A 20659-nucleotide genomic window follows, 5' to 3' on the forward strand; every position below is an offset into this window, starting at 1 on the left:
ACGTCGCGGTGTGACGCAATACCAAACCGAAAGGTAAACATGTCATCTGCAATGCGTTCACGCCGTCAGGTTCGCCTGTCGCGTGCCCTGGGTCTTCCACTGACCCCTAAAGCTGAAAAGTACTTTGAGCGCCGTCCATACCCACCGGGTGAACACGGTCGCGCTCGCCGTCGTAATGACTCTGACTACTCGATCCGTCTGAAGGAAAAGCAGCGTCTGCGTGCTCAGTACGGTATTCGCGAGGCTCAGATGCTCAAGACCTACAAGGAAGCTCGTAAAGAGTCCGGTCTGACCGGTGAAGCACTGGTTGAGCTTCTGGAAATGCGTCTGGACGCTCTGGTTCTGCGTGCAGGTTTCGCTCGCACCATTTCCCAGGCGCGTCAGTTCGTAGTTCACCGTCACATCTGTGTTGACGGTCAGCGTGTGGACCGTCCTTCCTACCGCGTGAAGGAAGGCCAGATGATCCACGTGCACGAACGTTCACAGCCAATGGACCCGTTCCAGGTGGCTGCTGCTGGTGCGCACCGCGACGTGCTTCCTGCTGTTCCTGGTTACCTCAACGTTGACCTGGAAGCTCTGCAGGCTACGTTGCTGCGTCGCCCTAAGCGCGAAGAAGTTCCAGTGACCTGTGACGTTCAGCTGGTTGTTGAGCACTACTCACGCTAAAGCTTTTTCAAAAGCCCGAGGTCGTTTATGGCCCCGGGCTTTTGTGTTTCTGAAGGTGTCACTGCACAAGCAAAGGAAACAGGGCATGACAATAAGTGCGGGCAAAACGACGCCGGGTTTACTTAAAGGTGTGACGTGGTGTTCAGCGGTTTTGATTGTGGCTGGCCTCGGACTTCTTGTCTGGTCACAGTTTGCTGGCGACGGTTGGATCAGCATTGGGGTTGCTTCGCTCGTTGTCCTGTCGCTGGGGGTGCCGTTAGCTCTGTGGGCGGGTGTTTGGCATTTGGTTGTGGCTCGTTCTCGGAGTGGTGCTGAAGAGTAAACAATCAACGAGTAGCCGTTACATGAAAGCATGAATAACATGCCCGAGGTGGTTGTCACCTCGGGTTTTGCTTTGTGCGGGTTGTTGGGTAAATAGGGAAGTGGCGAGGGTGCGCCTCACCTATTTGGAAGGAAACTATGGCTGAGCTGGAACCGGCTGGCACCTCGGGAGACAATGACCAGGAGAACGACAACCCGGGCGGGACCAACCCGGAAAACATTAACGCGGCGAATGTGTCCGGGAAGGCGCGCACGGCGATTGCGATCGTGGCGGCGATCAACTTTGTGGGGTTCCTGGGCGAGAGTGTCGTGGCGTTGGTGATCGGTTCCGCGTCGTTGTTTGCCGACGCGGCCGACTTCCTCGAGGACACGCTGATCAACCTGCTGGTGTTGACTGCGGTGGGCTGGTCGCTGGCGGGGCGGCGGAAGGCCAGTTACGCGTTGGCCGGCCTGATCTTGATACCTGCGGTGGCGGCGTTCGTGATGGTGGCGGTGAAGCTGGCGTCGGGGGAGCCGCCGGAGCCGTTTACTTTGTCGGTGACCGCGGTGGGTGCGCTGGTGATCAACGTGGTGAGCGCGGTGTTGTTGTTCCGGGTGCGGTCCGGTGGTGGTGCGCTCATGACGGGCGCGTGGCTAGCGGCGCGCAATGACGCGCTGGCGAACGTGCTGATCATCGCTGCTGGCGTGGTGACCGTGTTCTGGGCCAGCGTGTGGCCGGACGTGGCTGTGGGGCTGGTCATTGGCGTGATTAACCTGCACGCCGCCAAGGAAGTTTTTGAACAAGCCCGCGCCGAGGTGCCCGAACTCGAAGGGTGACGGTCCGGTGATGTGTCGTTCTGGGGCCATCGAGAATAAATCGAAAAACTATCATATTCACTCTTGCGCTACCGTTCGAATAATAATAGAATAGAGGCGTGAGGAGGTGAGTATCATGTATGAACGAGGCATCGAAGAGCGCAGTTGCCGTGAGATTGATGTATTGACTAAAGCTCGGCGTGTAGCCGATGCAGGTCTCGCTGCGCTGGCGCGTGTGGTCGTCCAACATTTCGTGGAATGCCTCCCGGTAATGACGCCCAAGCAGCTCGAAAAAGCGAGGCTGGAGGCATCGAAGCTGGCTGAGTTATCTGGTACCCGTGGCGCTCCCACCAAGTATGTGCGGATAGATGGTGTGGGGTATGTGCTCGTCGAAGACATTGTGCGACTCCAGTACGAACTACCCATCGAAGACGTGGGGATTTTTGCAACAGCTCTCGATTGCACCGGACGGCAGGTGACTTCCCGTCTGCGACCCATCGTGACTATGGCGCTTCTGATGCCAGGCTTGTGGAGCTACGTCCAGAACGGTCAACTGTCGTATGAACGCGTGCGCGCAACCGCCGCGCAGGTGGCAATGGCCGGTATCGACATTATTGCGTTCGATCGGTTGATGATGGATCGGCGGCTGGATGTCTCGCCAAAGGTGTTTAGGAAGTACGTCAATGAAATCATCGCGATGCTCTCCACTCCTCAAGAAACAAACGAAATCGTGAAGGAAAACCGCCGGGTAGTGTGTACGCACAATCCAGGTGGGGAATCAGTGTTGAGTTTGATCGGTCCCAGCATTGAGATCGAAGCAATGTTCAAACGGCTTGAAGGTGGAGCCCGCGCCGTTATTCATGGGGCTATCGGCAGCTTTTCGGCACACATCGGAAGTGAAGAGTTCACGCCCACGACAGAAGTCCCAGTGCGCAGCATGGGAGAGGTAGAAATAGACGAAGAGCGTTTGCTCCACCAGGTGATGTACGACATGGCCATTGGGGCTCGGCCTGCGACTCAGATAAAGGCTCGGATTACTCGTACGGGAAAGACGAAGCCAGCTAGCGTAACTCAAAATGACGATGTTCCGGCGCCACAGCGTGTTGACGAAGCCGTGGAGATGTGGCTCGGACAGGACGAGGCTCGCGGTGCTTCGGAAGTGAAAGAAGTCAAACTTACCATCTCGATTCCCACTAACGAAGAGTGGCTCAAGTCCCAAGCGGGCATCAGCGTAATGGTTCCGCTGATCCAGTTCATGGACAACGAAGGCAGGCCACCAGAAATAGGGGACAGGCCAGCAGAAATAGGTGGAGATAATCTACCGGATATAGATGAAGGCGAGCCTGGAGCAATAGATAGAGACGGGCCACACGAATTGGGCAGAACTGAGCTTCAGAAGCGAAAAGGCCCGGCGACAAGTCGAGGCTCGACAGGTCCGCCAGTGCCGGTGATGGTGAACAACGAATTCGCGTTGGATTCTTACACCACAGACAAACTATTAAGACAAGCGTCGTCGGTATACAGGTACTTCACTGACCCCTCCACGGGAGAAGTGTGCGAAATTATGCCGACCAGGTACAGGGTGACCAAGCAGATGGCTCGGACGCTCGAGGCCAGATGGGTGTACTGTTCCGCGCCGTGGTGTAGCCGGTTGGCCAAAGCGTGCGACAAAGACCACATCGTACCGTTCGATCAAGCCAACCCGCAGAACGGTGGCCAGACCATACTTGAGAACCTGCAGCCCCTATGTCGCAGGCACCACCAGGCCAAAACTGAGGGGCATCTTAGCGCTCGGCGCACAGATGATGGGGGAGTGGAGTGGGAGTTCCCACGAATCGGTACCGTGCTGTCCTACCCTCCCGCATCGCCGCTGAACCAGAGCCATTACAAGCAGCTCGAAGCGTTCGCCAAGTCATTTTCATAGTGGTGAACGGGTCACGTGATCACTGTGCGTCGCCTATGCATACCCGCCAGCCACGACAAGGTCGGTAACAAAAGCCTCAACCTGCGACTCAGTCAGCTCATGGACAGTAACGCGGATGTGATGGCTGGCAGTACCACCCTCGGTAAGCCCGAACTCATCGCCAGGACGCACAGTCCAGCCGTGACGGGCTAAGCGGGCGGCCACCTCGGTGGCGGGAGCCTTCACCGGCACCCACACGCTGATACCGTCGCCAGCACGCACAGCGCCAGCCCCAGTAGAGCCAACCCCAACATGAACTCCGCGCTCAGCAAGCGCCCGCGCGAACGCCGCGTTGTTATCCGCATACACGCCGGCGGCGCGCTCAATGAGCGCCCGCGCGTTGGCATCGGTGAGCTGCGCCAGGGCGATCCGCTGCAACAAGTGACTCACCCACGTGGTGCCCGGGCTCAACCGCAACGCCAACCGCGCCGCCGTCTCCCGGTCAGAAGCAACCAGGGCAACACAAATATCGGGCCCAATGAACTTCGACAGCGAACGCACCAGTGCCCAGCGCTGATGCTCGGGCCCCACAATCGACTCAAACGGCACCCTCGACAACAACGAGTAATAATCGTCCTCAATCACCAACACATACGGATGATCGGCCAAAACCTCACGCAACTGCCGGGCGCGCTCGGCATCAATCGACGCGCCCGTGGGATTCTGCGCACGAGGCGTACACACCACCGCGCGCACGCCTGCCTCAAGCGCGACCCGCAGCCCCGCAGGCGTCATGCCGCGCTCATCAACCGCAATCGGCACCGTGCGATACCCGCCCAACCGCACCGTCTGCTGACTCGCCAAAAAGCACGGGTCCTCCAAGCCCACCGCGTCGTCGCGCATGAGCGACTGCGCCAACAACCGCTCAATCGCATCCACCGCACCCGAGGTTACCGACAGCTCAAACGACGCCGGAGTCCCTGAATCCCCCGAAGCCCCCGGTACATCCGGCGCAAACCAGTCCCGCGCCCACCGCGCAAGCCCCGCGTCGATCACCGGCTCGCCGTACAGCACCGTGTGCCCAGCCGCGGCGGTGAGCGCCGGGCGTAGATCGGGAATCAGCGCTGGAAGCGGATTGCCACTGGCAAGGTCAACCAGCTGGGCCGAGGTGTCATCCGCCCCATCCGTCGCGTACCCGTCCTGAGGGCCGGGGGAGAGGTCGGCAACTCGGGTGCCGGCGCGCCCTTGCCCAACCACCAGTCCGGAGGTTGCCAACAGTCGGTACGCAGCCACGGTGGTGTTGCGGTTGACGCCTAAATCCCGGGCGAGCGTGCGCACGGGTGGCAACAGGTCGCCGGGGCGCAGGTGCCCGCGGTCGATGAGGGTGCGGACCGAGTCGGCGATGTCGCTCGCAGATTGCCCAGTTATTTCCACGTGGTGAGTCACAAGCCCCAGTCTAGGCTGTGACGTGGTACATTCTTTTGGCCTAGACCAAAACTAAAAGCGCTGGTACAGGCACGTACAGACAAAGGAGCCCAACATGACGAACTCGAGTGACACCTCGAATGAAAACCACCACGGCACCGGCCGCGTGAAGCGCGGACTCGCCGACATGCTCAAGGGTGGCGTCATCATGGACGTGGTGACGCCGGACCAGGCGAAGATCGCAGAGGACGCCGGTGCAGTCGCGGTCATGGCCTTGGAACGCGTGCCCGCCGACATCCGCGCCCAGGGCGGCGTGGCCCGCATGAGCGACCCGGACCTCATCGACGGCATCATCAACGCGGTGTCGATCCCGGTGATGGCTAAGGCGCGCATCGGCCACTTCGTGGAAGCGCAGGTGCTGCAGGAGCTGGGCGTGGACTACATCGACGAGTCCGAGGTCCTCTCACCTGCCGACTACGTCAACCACATCGACAAGCAGAAGTTCGACGTGCCATTCGTGTGCGGCGCCACCAACCTGGGTGAGGCACTCCGCCGCATCACGGAAGGCGCCGCCATGATCCGCTCCAAGGGTGAAGCCGGAACCGGTGACGTCTCGGAAGCAACCAAGCACATCCGCACCATCACCGCTGAAATCAACCGCCTGCGCGCCCTGACCCCAGACGAACTCTATGTCGCCGCAAAGGAACTCCAGGCCCCATACGACCTGGTCGCAGAAGTCGCCCGCACCGGCCAGCTCCCCGTTGTCCTCTTCACCGCCGGAGGAGTCGCCACCCCCGCCGACGTCGCCATGATGATGCAGCTGGGCGCCGACGGCGTGTTCGTGGGCTCGGGCATCTTCAAGTCCGGCGATCCGGCCAAACGCGCACAGGCGATCGTCAAAGCCACCGCGTTCTACGACGACCCGGCCGTCATCGCGGACGTGTCCCGTGGACTGGGCGAAGCCATGGTGGGCATCAACGTCGCTGACCTCCCAGCACCGCACCGCCTCGCCGAGCGTGGCTGGTGAACGCGCCCGTTCGCGTAGGTATCCTGGCGCTCCAGGGTGGCGTGCGAGAACATGCAAACACGTGTGAATCCCTGGGCGCTCAGGTCACTCTAGTGCGCCGCCCACGTGAACTCGCGCAGGTCGAGGCGCTGGTGCTTCCGGGCGGTGAGTCGAGCATGATCGACAAACTGTCGCGTGCGTTTGACCTGCAGAAACCCATCCAAGCAGCGATCGCGGCCGGCCTTCCCGTCTACGGCACGTGCGCGGGCCTGATCTTGCTTGCGGACCGGATCTGTGACGGCATCGAAGGGCAACAGACCTTCGGCGGTCTTGACGTGACGGTTCGGCGCAACGCGTTCGGCTCCCAAATCGACTCGTTCGAGTCGGACCTGCACGCCCCTGACCTGGGGGAGGAACCGGTGCGCGCCGTGTTCATCCGTGCGCCTATTGTCGCCGAGGTGGGCCCCGCGGCCCGCTCGCTGGCCACCCTCCCGGGAGGCGAGGTGGTCGCGGTCGAGCAGGGCAACCTTCTGGGGACGTCTTTCCACCCGGAGCTCATCGGCGAGACGCGCTTCCACGCGCGACTCATGGATAAGGCTCGCGCGCGGAGGGGCTAGCTCAACATACTGAGTATCTGCCCGGTAGCCAGCCCGAAGAACGTACCCGCAAACGCGCCAATGAGCGCATACAGTACACCCACGGGTACCAGCTGCTGGCTGTACGCGCTGGCTACCACGGGCGCAGATGCCACACCACCAATGTTGGCGGTAGAGGCGACGGCCAGGCTGAACAGTTCTGTGCGGGTGAGCTTGGCGTACAGCACCATGAGCAACAGGTGAATGGTAACCACCACGAACCCGGCCAGCAGGTACAGCGGCGCTTCGACCAGGGAGCTGAAGTCTGACCCCGCCGCGATAATCCCGATGATGATGTACAGCATGATGTGGGACACCTCGGAGGCGCCGGGCATCTTGCCAAACCGCGTGGACCCGATGATCAGCCCCAACACGCTCACGATCAGAATGGTCCACGTGGTGGAGGTGACGACCACGCCAATCTCTGGCAGCTGGTTACCCACCCACGTGGCCGCCGTTGACGCGAACAGCCCCAACGCAATGACCCGGAAGAGCGCCACCAGGTCTAGGGTCTCACCGCTGCCGTTGGTGCCACCGCCCTTGTTTTTGCCGCCTACCCCCGCCGAGGTGTCACCCGAGTTCGCGACCGCGGCGGCTTGGGTCTCGAGGTAGGAAGTGTCGGCCTTAACCCATGCGTTGAAGCGCTGGGCGATTCCCGTTCCGGAAAACATCAGCAGTAGCCACAGCGAGTACACGATGGTGTCCACGATGAGCACGTGCCCAAACAGGGATTCGGGCGCCTGAAGGATTTCCTGGACGGCCACCATGTTCGCCGAACCACCGGTCCACGAACCTGCCAGCGCCGCGAACCCTTTCCACGCCTCGGAATCCACAAGACCTCGGAACAAAAGGAACGCAACCACAAACCCGGCGAAAATCGACACGACCGCAGCCGCGTACGTGAGCATGAGCTTAGGCCCCAGTTTGATGATCTGACGCACGTCGCATTGGAACAGCAACAACATGATCATCGCCGGTAGTAGCGCGTCCTTGACCCCAGAGCCCACGGTGTCGATCGAGTCGGTCTGCCCAAACACGCCCAGCGTGTTCAACGTGGCCGCGATCAGGTACAGGAACACGAACCCGGGCACGTACTTGAACACCGCCATACCCCGACGTTTCTCCAAGTACACCAGGATCGCTGCGATGCCTATCAGGGTGGCCAGGAAGAAGAAACCGTCGGTGATCATGGCTGCTCGTCTGCTCCTCCGTTGTCGAGGTGGGTACTTACCGGGTTACGCGCACCTCGGCACCAATGCGCGACAGGTGACGCGTATCACAACCGTACAACATGTGTGGTGGTGGGCTCGGGATTTACTGAGCCCCAAGCGCACAAGCCCCTATGCTTTCTTCCGCTCCACCAGCTTGCGCTGTTCCAGACGCAGAGTGACGTCGGCGGCGCGAGCCAGCTGCCGCGAGTGGGTCACCACGATCACGCACTTGTTCTGTTCGTGGGCGGCGTCGCGCAGGATCTCGATGACACCCTGGGCGGTGTCCTCGTCCAGGTTGCCCGTGGGCTCGTCAGCCAGGATCACGGGTGCTGACGACACCAATGCGCGCCCAATCGCCACGCGCTGCTGTTGCCCACCGGACAGGGCCAACACGTTGCGCTTGGCCGCCGCCTCGTCGATTCCCAACCGTGTAAGGTCCTCAACGCTGGCCTTGGGGTTGACCAGACGCAGGTTCTCCAACGGCGTGAGGTAGTCGATCAGGTTGTAGTTCTGGAAGACCAACGCGATCTGGTCCCTGCGGTGGCGCGTGTAACCGGTGGTGGCGAGGTCCTTCCCGTCGAACAGAACCGCGCCTTGCGTTGGTGCGTCGAGCCCGGCCAGCAGGCTCAACATGGTGGTCTTACCCGCGCCTGACGAGCCCACAATCGCGTAAAACGTGCCCACCTCGAAGTCATAACTGACATTGCTGAGCACCCGCTTGGCGGCACTGGCGTAGGTGAAGTTGACGTGGTCGAGTTGCATGATGGTCATGATGTTTCCTAACTGAGTTTTGCAAGAATTCGTTTGGGGCGTTGCGTGATGAGCGGCAGCACGCCCACGGATACGCCCATGAGCACGAGGACGAACCCCAACGCCACCGCCGCAACAACGTCTCCGGCGCTGGTGGTCAGTTGCAGGGAAGAAAGCGTCTCCCCGCCAACCTGGGTAAACACCGCCCGCCCGAGGTGGTTCGACAGCACCGTGCCCGCCCCAGCTGCGATGAGGGTTGCGACGGCGGCGAAGATACTGGACTCGATCGCGAACTGGGCAAGCACATTGCCCTTACTCTTCCCCAGGGACAGGAGGATGCCGATTTCGTGGAAGCGACCTCGGGCCCAGAACGTGCTCACCAACGTGAGCACACCCGCGCCTGCCACACACAAGGTGAGCAACAGGATGGTCAGCAGCCGGTCAACCCCCGCGATCGCCTGCAGAACGGGCGCGAACTGCGCGGAGTTGTCCTCCAGGGTGAGGTCGGGGGCCGTGCGCTTAGCGGCGTCGAGTGCGCTGGTGAGTTGTTGCGCGTTGTGTGTGAAGTATCGGCCGGTGGTCAGTGGCGCGCCCAGTTTCTGAGCTGACGCCAGGTCCACGAAAACCTGGTTCTGCGACGCCCCGGAAGGCAGGCCGGTAGGGTTCTCGGTTTTGCCGTCGAAGATGCCCGCCACGGTGACGGTCACGCTGGAACCGTCTCGGGTGAGCGTGAAGGTGTCGCCGGGCCCGAGGTGGTTGTGGCTGGCGAACTCCCGGTGGATGAGCGCCTGCGTTGTGCCCGTGCCCACGTGCGTGCCCTCGGTAAGTTGGTACAGCTTGCCTTGGAACGCCGGGTTGAGTTCGGAGTTGTGAGCGCCGGTGACGCTGACGTCGCCTGCGAACTTCGGATCCAACTGGACGCCACTGGTGCCAGCCACCGGCGTGGCGTCCTTAGGGCGCGCCAGGGTGGACGCTTCCAGACTGTGCTTTGCCACCTCGGGCAGGGAAGCCAACCGGTCAGCCAGGGAAGGGTCAATGCCAGAGCTGGGGCTGTCACTGGGGTCACCGTTGTGGTTGGGGTTGGTCGCAGTGAAGCCCGCACCCACGTTGGTGTTGATGGCGTGCTTGACGTGGGCCATGGTGGAGCGCACACCGGACTGGGCGACGAGCGCGGTGAACACCACGGTCATGATGAGGATCATGAGGAGGCTGCGGCGCGGTTTGCGGGTAACGCAGCGGATTGCTCGGGACCAGGGGTGGGTCATGCCGCGTCCACGAGGATCGCGCGGGGGCTCTTACGCAACATGGGCACCGCTGTGATGGCGACGACCACGGCGATCACAGCCACGCAGATGATGGACGCCTGAATGGCCGAGGTGGGGGAGAGCCCCACGGTGAGGTTGTCCAGGGTTTGGGCGGACGCGGAGGACTCCAGGTCGGAGCCGAACTGACCGGCCTGCGCCATTTCCTGGGCCGCGGACTTGTTGACGCTGGCCAGGGTGGTGTCGCCCATCCACTGTGCGAAACGGCTGGCGGCGAAGTACGCGCAGATGAAGGCGGGTACGGCGATGAGGATGAGTTCGGCGAGGTATTGGGCGGCGATGCTGGCCTTGGTGACGCCTATAGACAGCAGAGTGCCGGTTTCTTTTTTGCGTTCGTTCAGCCACAGAAACAGGACGAGTGCGACGATCGCGGCGGCGAAAATGGTGGCGCCCACGGTGGTGTTGCGCATGATGCTCTTGATGCCGTCGACGGCGCCGGTGATGCCAGACAGGTACTGGGTGGACGGGGAGATCTGGTAGTTCTGCCAGTCGATGCGTTTGGCCTTAGCGGCCCTGGTGACGTCGTCGAAGTTGGTGTCTTTGGCTACGAAGAAGTTGGCGTCTTGGTAGATCTCGGTGTCAGGGGTGAACTGGTAGAGCTCGCGGGTGGTGTCCAGGTCAGTGAACACGGTGTTGGCGAAAAGTTCGTTGCGCATGGCCGCCGGTTTGGTGTTTTTGCCTGACACCAGGCCTACGATCTGGGTTTTGACTTCTTTGGTGGACTGGCGTTGGTTGTCGACGTCGTACTTGTTGCCCTTAAGCGTGAGGGTGTCGCCTACCTTGAGGTTGTTGGCTTTGGCGAGGTCTTCGTGAATGACGGCTTTGTGGGTGTCGTCGGGGGTGAGGTGGCGGCCCTGGGTGAGTTTGAGGGAGCCGCTGCGGAAATTGTTGTCGATCTCGCTATTGTTGACGCCCCACACGTTGACAGCGTTGCCGAACTGTTTTTCGCGCTGTTCGTCATAGTCGTCGTGGTCGAGTTTCTGGACCTTGGCGTTGACCAGGTCAGCGGTGACGTTTTGCCGGGCGACGTGGGATTCCACGCCGTCCAGTTTTGAGAGCGTGTCAATGTCCGCAGCCTTGACGGTGCCGGCACCTCGGGGTGTGCCGAGGTTGTTCTGAGGGTTGTTCTCAAGGACGAACCCGCGGCCGGTTTTCGCGTCGATCTCCTCTGACACTTGGTCAGCCGAGCGGGTGACAGCGCTGGCCGCCATGACCACTGTGGCCATGATGATGAGGACAACAAAAATGATGAGTGTTTTGACTGGCTTTCGGACACAGTAGCGCCTGGCTCTTCCTAGAAACGTCAAAGTTTCCCTTTCACGGTAAAAACGGTTGGCGCGCCCAGAGTTGTTATCGCGGTGGTGCCAACGGTGGCAGGGCTTGCGGTTCGCAAAACGGTGCGCGCCGAAAAGGTTCTGAGAAAACGTACTATTCGATTCTGAACCGATTCTGGTAGCCGTCTGCGCCGAACCTGTGGGAGGGTAAGCACCCAGAACAATCGTGGCCTTCAACGAGATCATCGGATGCACAATCGATGACCCAAAGGTCTCGCAGATTGCAAGCGATGTCGGGGTCGCTTATTGACGGCTTTGTGGCACCGGACATCACCCCAGAACGAGCCGATGCCATCTTCGAGGAACCTGAAGCTATCGGTTGTGGTAGTACTACGTGGCGACGCTACGAGATCGGCGACCACTTCATCCACTTCGATTTTCGTGAAGAGGCCCTGCACATGATCACCCTCCTCCTGGAAATCCCCTAAGCCCAGAAAAACTAGGCACACGCCGCACCTGTTTCGACTGGCAGGGTTTGAAGTTCGCAAGATGATGCGCGCCGAAAAATCCAGAGAAAATTTATTATTCGAATCTGAATCGAGTCTGGTAGCCGTCTGCGCCGATCTTGTGGGGTTGAAGGTGAGTGCGTGAGTGGGGTGTGATTGCCGGGAGAAAAACTGTGTCAGTGCCTCCGTCTACGTTGTAAATAACTACCAGAAACGGAGGAATAGCGATGAGTTACACAATCATTGACAGCACGGATACAGAACTCCCGGTCAAGCGTAACGGCGAGCCTTATCTGCACGCTATCGACATGACGGGGGAAACAATGCTCGCTGACACGCTGGGCGAGTGCATTGGATTCTTTATTCAGAATTACGACAAAATAGCTTTCACAGATGAGGGAGACGACGAGGCTCTTTTTGCGCGGGCAGATGCAGCGGTCCACTATGCGAATGTTACGCAGCAGGCGTTCATCGAACACGTAAGTATACCAGATGGCCTCACCGAAAGTGAACGTTTGGCTATCGTGTCAGATCGGTCTGTGCCGGTAGAGGTAGCAGGCAGCTGGGATCACGACATTCCACTTGTTCTTGTATCAACAGACTACGCGCCATATACCAACCTAGAGGCTCCCACCGGGGACGTCATGTTCATCAACCCACACACTGAGCTTAGTTTGCTTATATCCGGCTCAGAAATAGGACTGTGGAAATTCTATACACGCGCAAAGGGCTTAACTAGGTCCTAATCATCGGAGGTCCTCAATCGAATTCGCACTTTAACGGGCGGACGAGTCGCGCCTTTACTACTAGAAACGAATAGTATGTTCTCAGGTTCTAAATGGAGCACAAATGTTTAAAATCCCAACTCTCTATGACCTTATTGACGTGACTTCGTCTGCTACGCAGGCCGAGATTAAAAAGGCTTGTCGACGAGCTCTCCGGGAGACTCATCCAGACATGAACGGTGGCCGTGCGTCCACTCGATACATTGCCGTACAAGACGCATCTGAAGTGCTTTTGGACCCGTCTCGTCGCGCTTTGTATGACCAATCACTGGGCTTGGATGGGGCGTCACCCCAAGAGTCTCCTGTCAATACACAACCGTCAACGGCGTCTGAAGGCGATGCGAATGTGAATAGCCAAACGACATCGTCAACTCATGGTACCAACCCTGCAGGACAACCGGAATCTACAGCGCAAGATGCTCCCGGGGAACAAGATGCGCCAGGCGAGAACCCGTCATATTCTGAGTATTCGGGCCGTCGGACTGCACGAATGGCCGGGGGACGCAACGGGGATTTCGCATTCCTTTCAACGCCCGTAATTCCCAATTTCTCAGTCCCGTCAAACATGCCACCCATGCGCCCCTCGCCATCGTACGGCAGGTTTCATGCGTTTCACTGGTTGTCGATTCTTTTGTTTATCGGTTCCTATTTAGCCGAAATGTATTTTCTTGTGTTTCATGGATTGGACTTTGATGGCGGTGGAAGTCCATTCTTGACGCTTTTCCTGATGCTGCTGTGGTGGCTTCGCGGGCTGGTGTCTTTGGTCGGCTTGTTAAGCGTGTTTTCCGCGCGCGTTCGGTTCTTTGGGTGGGTATTTCCGGTCTTGCTTTTCCTGCTTTCGCGTCATCCGAACTTAGTGGATGGAGAACTCTGGTTCATCATCGCGATCGCATTGGCATGGATTGCCTTTGTAATTACAAGTGCTGCGCCCAACCGGTTACGGTCTGGTGCGTACATCATTCCTGTAGATTTTATTGCGAACGGTAATACGTTTGGGCGTCCGGGCGATGGCTTAAAAGACAGTGACTTTAGCGAAGCGAATATTCAAGCGGGGATTGCTGGAGAGAGGGCGACAGCCGAAGCCTTGTCATTCTTGCTCGACGCGCCTGGCGTGTATGTATTCCATGGCCTTCAGTTTTCAATGAGTTCAAACGCCGATGTCGACCATGCAGTTGTTTATGGAAACCGAGTTGCGCTCATTGATTCGAAACTCTGGCCGTCGGATCTGTACGAATGGGCCGACAACCAAACTATTCGTCAAGGTGACGGAACGCTTCGCACTATTCACATGGAAAAGGCGCAGCAGAACTATGAGGAGTATGTCGGCTACGCGGGTGCGACAGTTCGCTCGTGGGTATGCATCCACCCGGTCAAAGGTAGAGAGAGTTTCGTCTATGACAATTCGTATTGTCCTTCAGGTATCCGCATGGCGGACGCAAATTCTACAGTGAACGAGATTGCAGAGTTCCTTTTCGACCAGAAAAATGTCTACACCAACCGTAAGTTGCTCAATATTCTCGCGGTTCTCAAGAAAGCTTAGAATTAATCATGTGGCCGGGTGAAAGGCGAAAACTAATGACCACACAATATAGCGCTACACAAATCGCGCGAGCATATGACTGTGACTATGCATTTGTCATGAGTAACACTCCTGGCATTACAGCTCCTGAGCAAGTTGTGGACTCAACTGCAGAACGGGCCGCCGAGTTGGGCCGAGCGTATGAAACAGAACTTCTGCAGGCTTTTCAATCAGGTGGCGCCTTATTGGAGGGAATCGGTGTCGGAGTTAAACCGTACAACGTTGTTGACCTGACTGAACGCGATGACGAGCATAACGGTGGAAACATAAACGGTGTGGAACTCGCAGACCTTTTGGACAGTGAAGCAGAAGTTCTGTATCAGTTGCCCCTGAAAAGCGGGCGTTATAGAGGGACGCTTGATTTCCTTGTACGGACTGGCGACGGGTGGACAATTTTTGACGCGAAGTTAGCGCGTGAAGGCTCTGCTCAAGCGGCACTTCAGCTCGCCGTCTACTGGCGCATGTTGACAGATCTGTTTGAGTCCGTACCGGCATCAGTCCGTCCACGGCTTTGCGATTATGCTTTCGTGCTCACTGGGAACGGACGCAGTGCGGAAGTCAATGTTGCTGAGGTCTCGTTCTTACTGGATTCTCGACTTGAGCATCTGGATAGTCTTCTGGCATTACAACCGAAAGATGCAATCGAATTCTGGAAGGCGTTTGAAGTTGCAGCTTGTGAGACGTGTGAGTGGTGCCAGCAAGCTATCGACGCAACCAATGACATTAAGTTGATTGCGCGAATTCGACCAGAACAACGCAAGGTACTTCGTGACAACAAGATCTTAAGTGTGCATGATTTTGTTGAGGGTGATGTGAAGTCCTTGTCGAAACTTGGCGTTTCAAACCTTGAAGTGTTGCACCGTCAAGCGCGGTTACAGGCCGGACAGATGGCTCGCGACATCGAAAACAGCAGCCACACGACGTCCAAGGCGGCTGAGCCACCGGTAGACGTGGAATGGGAAGTGTTTGACACTGACCCAATCGCTCGAATTCCACTTGCAACGCCCCATGATATCTATTTTGACTTTGAGGGCGATCCGCTCTTCTTGAGAGACGGAGGAAGGGAAGACTGGGGACTTGAGTATCTGTGGGGTGAGTTCCATCCCGGTGCCAAAACCTCGGGTTCTGAACTCCCAGGTAGAAGTATTGACGTGTGGCGTAAGGGCCATCCACAGGTTGAACATCGTGAAGTGAACAGCCTTTCGACATCCTTCGGAGGTAGTTTTCATGCAGGCTGGTCTCATGATGAAACACAAGAGCTTGAACGTTTTGTTGAGTTCATTAGTCGCTTGCTGAAGCTCAGAGATGCTCACCCAGAGTTTCACGTTTATCACTACCATGCGTATGAAATTTCGGCACTTCGACGAATCGCAGAACGGAATGGAATCTTTGTACAAGAAGTAGAGGATCTAATTTCAAGTGGCGTTTTTGTCGACCTTTTGCCGGTAGTGCGCAACAGTGTGGCGGTCTCACAGTCGTCATACTCGATTAAGAAACTCGAACCTGCTTACATGGGCGCGATAGCTCGCCTCGAAGCTCTTGACAACGCTGGTGACTCTATCGCCATGTATGCTCAAGCAGCGCTGAAGTTAAAGGAAAATGGCTTTTCAACGCATCAAGATGAGGGTATAAGCGCTGAGCTGAAAAACGAGTTTGAAACACTTGAGCTGTATAACGAATACGACGTTGTTTCGACGATGCTTTTGCACCAGTGGCTTATTTCAGTTGCTCGTGACGCGGATCCGGAGTTGCAGCTTTGGGGCCCACTCGACAGCGGTGTGCCACCGGAACGTCAACTGCTCGACACGAGTGACATATCCGACTTAGAAAATGAGGAAGATGAAGAGACTGGTCAGAGCGAAAGTAACCCGGGTGCACAAGCCCTGGCAGAGGCCCGCGCACTCCTGACTCCAATAGTGATCAGCCCGGATGGCGATGAGTATGACAACGGAGAGATTACTGCTGATTTGAAGCTTCTGCTCGGCCTCACAAACTATTTTATTGCCGAAGACTTACCGGAGCTTTCAGACACGTTGCGTCTCATGACTGAAGATATATCCGAGTGGGAGTCAAATGCCGATTCGCTAATCCTTGATGACGTTCGCTGTGAACCGCTCGAATATCAGGATGGTGATTTTGTTGCCGCGAGTAATGAAGATGAATCAGCGGACAACGGCGTAACTAAAGTACCTGTCGAATCACTTGTAAATGACAGTAGCAAAGGTTCGGAGGATTACGACGGTTGGTGTTGGCCACGAAATCGAAAAGCTGAACGGCGCTACTTGTCTTCAAAAGTAACGTACGCGCCGAAAGATTCGACAATCTTGGATGCCAATCAGAACGAATCAGACTCAGCGGGTACGTACTTTTTGTACTACGAGACACCTGTGCCTGAGCATCTACCAGACGTTTGGGGAGCGGATTTTGCAGCTCGCGTGCGATTGAATAGTGGTGGCGTAGTGGAAAGTCGGCGTTTCAGGCGTGAAGAAGGAAGTTCAACGCTTGTTTCAGGTGACGGTCGCATCTACTTCTATGAGAATGTTAAAGACTCTAACTGTAAGCTCACATCCGAACAGCTTCCTGTCGCGGTGCGGCGCGAAGAGTTCATCGATGAAGATCCGATCAAAGAGAAGCTAGCGAACTTTATCCTTGACTCGGTTATAGCTACTCTTGCGAGCGGAATTTCTGGTGGCGAAATGGACGGCGAGGAATCTGAGTCCTCAGATTCTCTTATCCCTGGTCTGAGTGTTGGGGATCTTTCTGGCCCACTTTCTCATGAGCAAATTCATAAGCTCATGTCAACATTAGACAATGACGTTCGCTGGAACTTGATTCGTAAACGCGTCAAGTGCATTCCTGAAACCGAACACGCTCAGCACGCTGTCAACATTTTCAATACCTTGAAACGATCAGAACCTGGTACCGTACTGGCAGTTCAGGGGCCACCAGGAACCGGAAAGACTTTCGTGGGTGGCCATGTGATAGCCGCACTTGTGGCTCAGGAGAGCTGGAAGATCGGGGTTCTTTCACAAGGACATGAAACTATCGCTAACTTGTTGGCGTCAGCAAGACGAGTGACACCCTCGAGTCTTAACTCACTTGGCTTTGGAAGGGATTTCGAATCCAATGAGACTGAAATATGGGGCATCAATCCCGGCGACGAATATGACCCTAATCAGGAAAACCCTGTTCTTTATATGACGCAGGTTCTGCAGAAGCCGAAATCTAAAAAGTTTGTCAGCTACACGAAGCTTCGCAAAGCGCTTGGACTTCCCAAATTCGATAAGAACGACGCGCAGAAGCTTGCAAACCAGACGTTTGTGCGCCCACCGGTAGATCTCCACCCCGGCTGGCTTTGTTTGTTTGGCGGCTCCTCCAAGTCTCCAAACCCAATAGAAGTGAATAAGGCGGGGTGGCCCACAAATATAGGAAAGTTGCCTGAGTGCCAGGTGAGCGGGCCGAGTTTTGTTGAAACGAATCAACATCGGGGTGCCGTCTACGGTGCTACGGCCTGGGGAATCGATGCTCTTGGTGACGAGTGGGAATTTGATCTGCTTGTCATCGACGAAGCGGCGCAATACTCGTTAGCCTTTACCCTGGCGGCCGCCGGTCGTGCTAAACGTATCCTCCTTTTGGGTGACCCGCGACAGCTACCGCAAGTGGTGCAAGGAACACATTGGGGCGGAGCAGAGTCGTCTGCCCTTGGCTGGTGGGCTAACAACGAAGCCACTCTGCCTGCGGATCGGGGGTACTTTATGGAGCAGACGTGGCGGATGACACGTGATCTGACCACGAAGGTGTCAGCGCTCTCGTATCGCAACAAGTTGGTTTCGGCTGACGCTGCCAATGAACGATCTTTGAGTGTATCAGCGCCATGCACTTATCCGGTCGAAAGCGGAATCCATGGTGTTCGGCTTAAGCATGAGGGCAACTCAACTAAGTCTCAGGAAGAAGTTGACGAGGTCGTTAAGATCGCGCGCGAGCTGTTGTCTGGAGGCACTGTTTGGCACACGCCCAACGCAGATCGAGAAGTGACGCAGAGAGATGTTCTGGTGGTAGCTCCTTACAATGCTCAGGTCACTTCTCTGCGAGCCGCTCTTAAAGCGGTGGATTTGGCTGAAGTCCGGGTCGGAACAGTTGACAAGTTCCAGGGGCAGGAGGCGCCAATCGTGATTGTTTCGATGACATGTTCGAGCGCTACTGACTCTCCCCGTGGCGCGGATTTTGTGATGAACCGCAATCGTTTGAATGTAGCTGTGTCTCGCGCGCAGTGGGCTGCCTATGTGGTCTACTCGGAACACCTGGTTGAGGTGACCCCCACAAGCATTGCTGCGTCAGAGCAGCTGGGCGGTTTCATGCGAATGGTGTCTGCCGTTGAGGAGTGATGCGGTGTTCCACCGAGTGGGACTGTGTACTTCGTCAGTGAGGCAAGTTTTGGCGCGGCACCCCCTCGTTTGAGAGTGCGAGCTGTTGTGGAATTCGTCCTGGAGAATTGACGGTTTTGCTGAGGAAAAGCGTATCGCTAAACCATCGTTCATCTGGTGTCGCAGTTAGAACACCATCTAGCAAGAGCGATTTCTGAGGCATACACTTCTGCCGCGTGAACGGTTAACCGTGAACATTGTTGCCGGAGTTCATTCGTAGGTGCACTCCCTAGTTGTTCTGCTTTGCGCAATTTTGTAGGGAGAAGTCGTAACTAAAACGCATCTAAAAGGCCACTACATCGATCTAATGAATATGGCGGAGGTTCCTACGGAACAGATTTAGGAACCGATTTACAAAATGGTGACTACTTAAGAGAACATATTGTTTTTATGAGTTGTGAGTGAATTTATGTAACCGCCGTCAAAACGCAGAAGTTTGTGTATATCATCATATTCGTAAGTTCTGATGCGTGTACATCGGTAGCGTTGATCACTAGACGAAGGTGAGGTAGGCGGTGGCTTCGCAGAAAACAGCGCACTTGTTTCTGATAGACGGCACTCCCAACGGGCGGATTAAGTGTTCGCTGTCGAACTGGATAGGGAAAGTCTACCTGATTCCGCGTACCGAGATTGAACGTTCAAAGAACCGTGTACACCTCAATCAAACTGGTGTCTACCTGCTGTTCGGTACTGAGGCTGACACTGGTGAGCAATTCCTGTACGTGGGACAGGCAAAGGAACGTCAAAACGGCAAAGGTGTTCTTGGCCGTGTAGTTGAGCATATTGGAGACGAACATCTCGATTACTTCACTCATGTCGTTTGCATCATAGACTCCGAGAACTCGTTTGGGCCGACAGATGTCTCTTATCTCGAGAACGCGTTCCATCAGCTTGCGATGGTTGCTGGCCGTGTGAAGTTGAAGAACAAGAGCATTCCATCGCCAGCGAACGTTACAGAAGAGCAGCGAGCTGCGCTCGATGATTTTATACTGAACGCAAAGATTCTTATTGGAACCCTTGGCTATCGAGTGTTTGATGCTGTCGACGATGTTAAGCAGCCTGAACTGTCGCAGTCGACCGGCCCTGTTGATGAAGCTGAGCCGACGTTGTACTTAAACGCTGCGGAAGCGAACGGGACAGGTAGACAATCTACTGATGGATTTGTCCTGTTTGCAGGGTCGAAATTGCGTGCGGAAATGACAGGGTCCGTTCCTGCGGCCGCACGTGAGAATCGATTTCGGTATAGCAACCGGGTTAACAGCGCTGGAGAGTTACAACGCGACACGTTATTTGGCTCACCGTCTGCAGCGGCCTCTTTTCTTCTCGGAACTTCGGTGAATGGGCGAGTAGTTTGGAAGAATGATTCTGGCCAGACTTTGCGCGAGATTGAGGAGTCAGAGGCGAAAGCAGTGGCTGAAACGTTCTGAAAGTTGTTCTTGGTCGCCTACACTGTAGTTGGCAACGAGTCGCAAATGGCTCATTGGAAGATTGCGTAGATGAGTTCAAAGATCTGTCCAATAACGCTTGTGGCATCATTTGGTTGGCGCTTGTACGTCGAGCTTGGCAGGGCTCGTGTGTGGTAGCAGTTGAGTAGCCCTTCAGATTGAGTAAACCTATACTTCCTCGCGTATTGCGGTGGTTGGGGTGACGTTGGCTTCCTGCTCGTTCATTTATGCGCGATACCTATGTCAATGAGTAAATGGGTTATTTGGTGGCCATTCGCAATTCAGCTTTTTAACGACTTTTTAATAGGAAGACGGATGAACGCCGTTCGTATGTTCGTCTCACGGCCAGTCCGCCACTAGCTCCGGTAGCACTTAGACACGGCCTTCGTAATCGCTTAACGCGCCCTTTCGTCTGTTCTATCGCGATCAAGGGTGCCAATACTCGATTTCAGCGATGCTAAAGTACCTCAAGCTTGCTCGATGGCTCGTTCACTTTCGCGATTGTTTCTTGCGCACGACCTTTCTTTAGGCCTACCTGTCAAAGAAGCGAGCTTGTTCGCGCGAATGGAACAACGTGAAAGAAGTTGCCTCTGTAGAGGAGTACTCAAGACC

16 protein-coding genes are annotated in these 20659 nt (G+C 56.5%); 11 read left to right on the forward strand and 5 right to left on the reverse strand.

Translation table 11 applies throughout. The features are described from left to right. Positions 1 to 39 precede the first annotated feature (39 nt). The 4 genes from rpsD (at position 40) to JOE56_RS10475 (ending at position 3706) form a co-directional block, all read left to right on the forward strand. The gene (rpsD, locus tag JOE56_RS10460) at positions 40 to 666 is read left to right on the forward strand and encodes a 30S ribosomal protein S4 (RefSeq protein ID WP_102238122.1); all 627 of its coding nucleotides are present in this window, start codon (positions 40 to 42) and stop codon (positions 664 to 666) included. 85 nt (positions 667 to 751) lie between these two features. Beyond that, positions 752 to 988: a hypothetical protein gene (locus JOE56_RS10465; RefSeq protein WP_204515913.1), complete on the forward strand. Its 237-nt coding sequence runs from the start codon at positions 752 to 754 to the stop codon at positions 986 to 988. A 137-nt stretch (positions 989 to 1125) separates the two neighbouring features. Next, the gene (locus JOE56_RS10470; RefSeq protein ID WP_204515914.1) at positions 1126 to 1803 is read left to right on the forward strand and encodes a cation efflux transmembrane domain-containing protein; all 678 of its coding nucleotides are present in this window, start codon (positions 1126 to 1128) and stop codon (positions 1801 to 1803) included. A gap of 115 nt (positions 1804 to 1918) precedes the next feature. Then, positions 1919 to 3706, forward strand: a complete 1788-nt coding sequence (locus JOE56_RS10475; RefSeq protein ID WP_204515915.1) for an HNH endonuclease signature motif containing protein — start codon at positions 1919 to 1921, stop codon at positions 3704 to 3706. Positions 3707 to 3739: 33 nt separating this feature from the next. Here JOE56_RS10475 and JOE56_RS10480 read toward each other — a convergent pair whose 3' ends face one another. Further along, on the reverse strand, positions 3740 to 5131 hold the full coding sequence (locus tag JOE56_RS10480) for an aminotransferase class I/II-fold pyridoxal phosphate-dependent enzyme (protein WP_204515916.1): 1392 nt from the start codon (positions 5129 to 5131) through the stop codon (positions 3740 to 3742). A gap of 94 nt (positions 5132 to 5225) precedes the next feature. Between JOE56_RS10480 and pdxS the strand changes: the two genes are divergently transcribed. Then, positions 5226 to 6137, forward strand: coding sequence for a pyridoxal 5'-phosphate synthase lyase subunit PdxS (gene pdxS / locus JOE56_RS10485; RefSeq protein WP_204515917.1), 912 nt, complete (start codon positions 5226 to 5228; stop codon positions 6135 to 6137). Beyond that, positions 6131 to 6733 carry a pyridoxal 5'-phosphate synthase glutaminase subunit PdxT gene (gene pdxT, locus JOE56_RS10490; RefSeq protein WP_420867797.1) on the forward strand — a complete coding sequence of 201 codons (603 nt, stop codon included), beginning with the start codon at positions 6131 to 6133 and terminating at the stop codon, positions 6731 to 6733. The genes pdxS and pdxT overlap by 7 nt, the downstream gene beginning before the upstream one ends. On the opposite strand, the gene JOE56_RS10495 is transcribed toward pdxT, so the two are convergent. From JOE56_RS10495 to JOE56_RS10510, 4 genes are all read right to left on the reverse strand, one after another. Continuing rightward, positions 6730 to 7941 carry a DUF819 family protein gene (locus tag JOE56_RS10495; RefSeq protein ID WP_204515919.1) on the reverse strand — a complete coding sequence of 404 codons (1212 nt, stop codon included), beginning with the start codon at positions 7939 to 7941 and terminating at the stop codon, positions 6730 to 6732. The two genes, pdxT and JOE56_RS10495, sit on opposite strands and share 4 nt — an antisense overlap. A 150-nt stretch (positions 7942 to 8091) precedes the next feature. Continuing rightward, complete coding sequence (locus tag JOE56_RS10500) at positions 8092 to 8733, reverse strand: ABC transporter ATP-binding protein (RefSeq protein ID WP_204515920.1); 642 nt, start codon at positions 8731 to 8733, stop codon at positions 8092 to 8094. Positions 8734 to 8741: 8 nt separating this feature from the next. Next, on the reverse strand, positions 8742 to 9977 hold the full coding sequence (locus JOE56_RS10505; protein ID WP_239530431.1) for an ABC transporter permease: 1236 nt from the start codon (positions 9975 to 9977) through the stop codon (positions 8742 to 8744). Then, the gene (locus JOE56_RS10510) at positions 9974 to 11341 is read right to left on the reverse strand and encodes an FtsX-like permease family protein (protein WP_204515921.1); all 1368 of its coding nucleotides are present in this window, start codon (positions 11339 to 11341) and stop codon (positions 9974 to 9976) included. Before JOE56_RS10510 ends, JOE56_RS10505 begins: the two co-directional genes overlap by 4 nt. 257 nt (positions 11342 to 11598) lie before the next feature. Here JOE56_RS10510 and JOE56_RS10515 point away from each other — a divergent pair, with 257 nt between their 5' ends. The 5 genes from JOE56_RS10515 (at position 11599) to JOE56_RS11685 (ending at position 20029) form a co-directional block, all read left to right on the forward strand. Continuing rightward, the gene (locus tag JOE56_RS10515) at positions 11599 to 11796 is read left to right on the forward strand and encodes a hypothetical protein (protein WP_204515922.1); all 198 of its coding nucleotides are present in this window, start codon (positions 11599 to 11601) and stop codon (positions 11794 to 11796) included. Positions 11797 to 12041: 245 nt separating this feature from the next. Continuing rightward, a complete protein-coding gene (locus JOE56_RS10520; RefSeq protein ID WP_204515923.1) occupies positions 12042 to 12560 on the forward strand; it encodes a hypothetical protein in 519 nt (172 codons plus the stop codon). Between the two features lie 103 nt (positions 12561 to 12663). Further along, a complete protein-coding gene (locus tag JOE56_RS10525; protein WP_204515924.1) occupies positions 12664 to 14139 on the forward strand; it encodes a J domain-containing protein in 1476 nt (491 codons plus the stop codon). A gap of 98 nt (positions 14140 to 14237) precedes the next feature. Beyond that, the gene (locus JOE56_RS10530) at positions 14238 to 18563 is read left to right on the forward strand and encodes an AAA domain-containing protein (protein WP_204515925.1); all 4326 of its coding nucleotides are present in this window, start codon (positions 14238 to 14240) and stop codon (positions 18561 to 18563) included. A 554-nt stretch (positions 18564 to 19117) separates the two neighbouring features. Further along, on the forward strand, positions 19118 to 20029 hold the full coding sequence (locus JOE56_RS11685) for a DUF4357 domain-containing protein (protein WP_204515926.1): 912 nt from the start codon (positions 19118 to 19120) through the stop codon (positions 20027 to 20029). Positions 20030 to 20659 lie beyond the last annotated feature (630 nt).

It is taken from the genome of Brevibacterium paucivorans (assembly GCF_016907735.1).
In the GTDB taxonomy this organism is placed as follows: domain Bacteria; phylum Actinomycetota; class Actinomycetes; order Actinomycetales; family Brevibacteriaceae; genus Brevibacterium; species Brevibacterium paucivorans.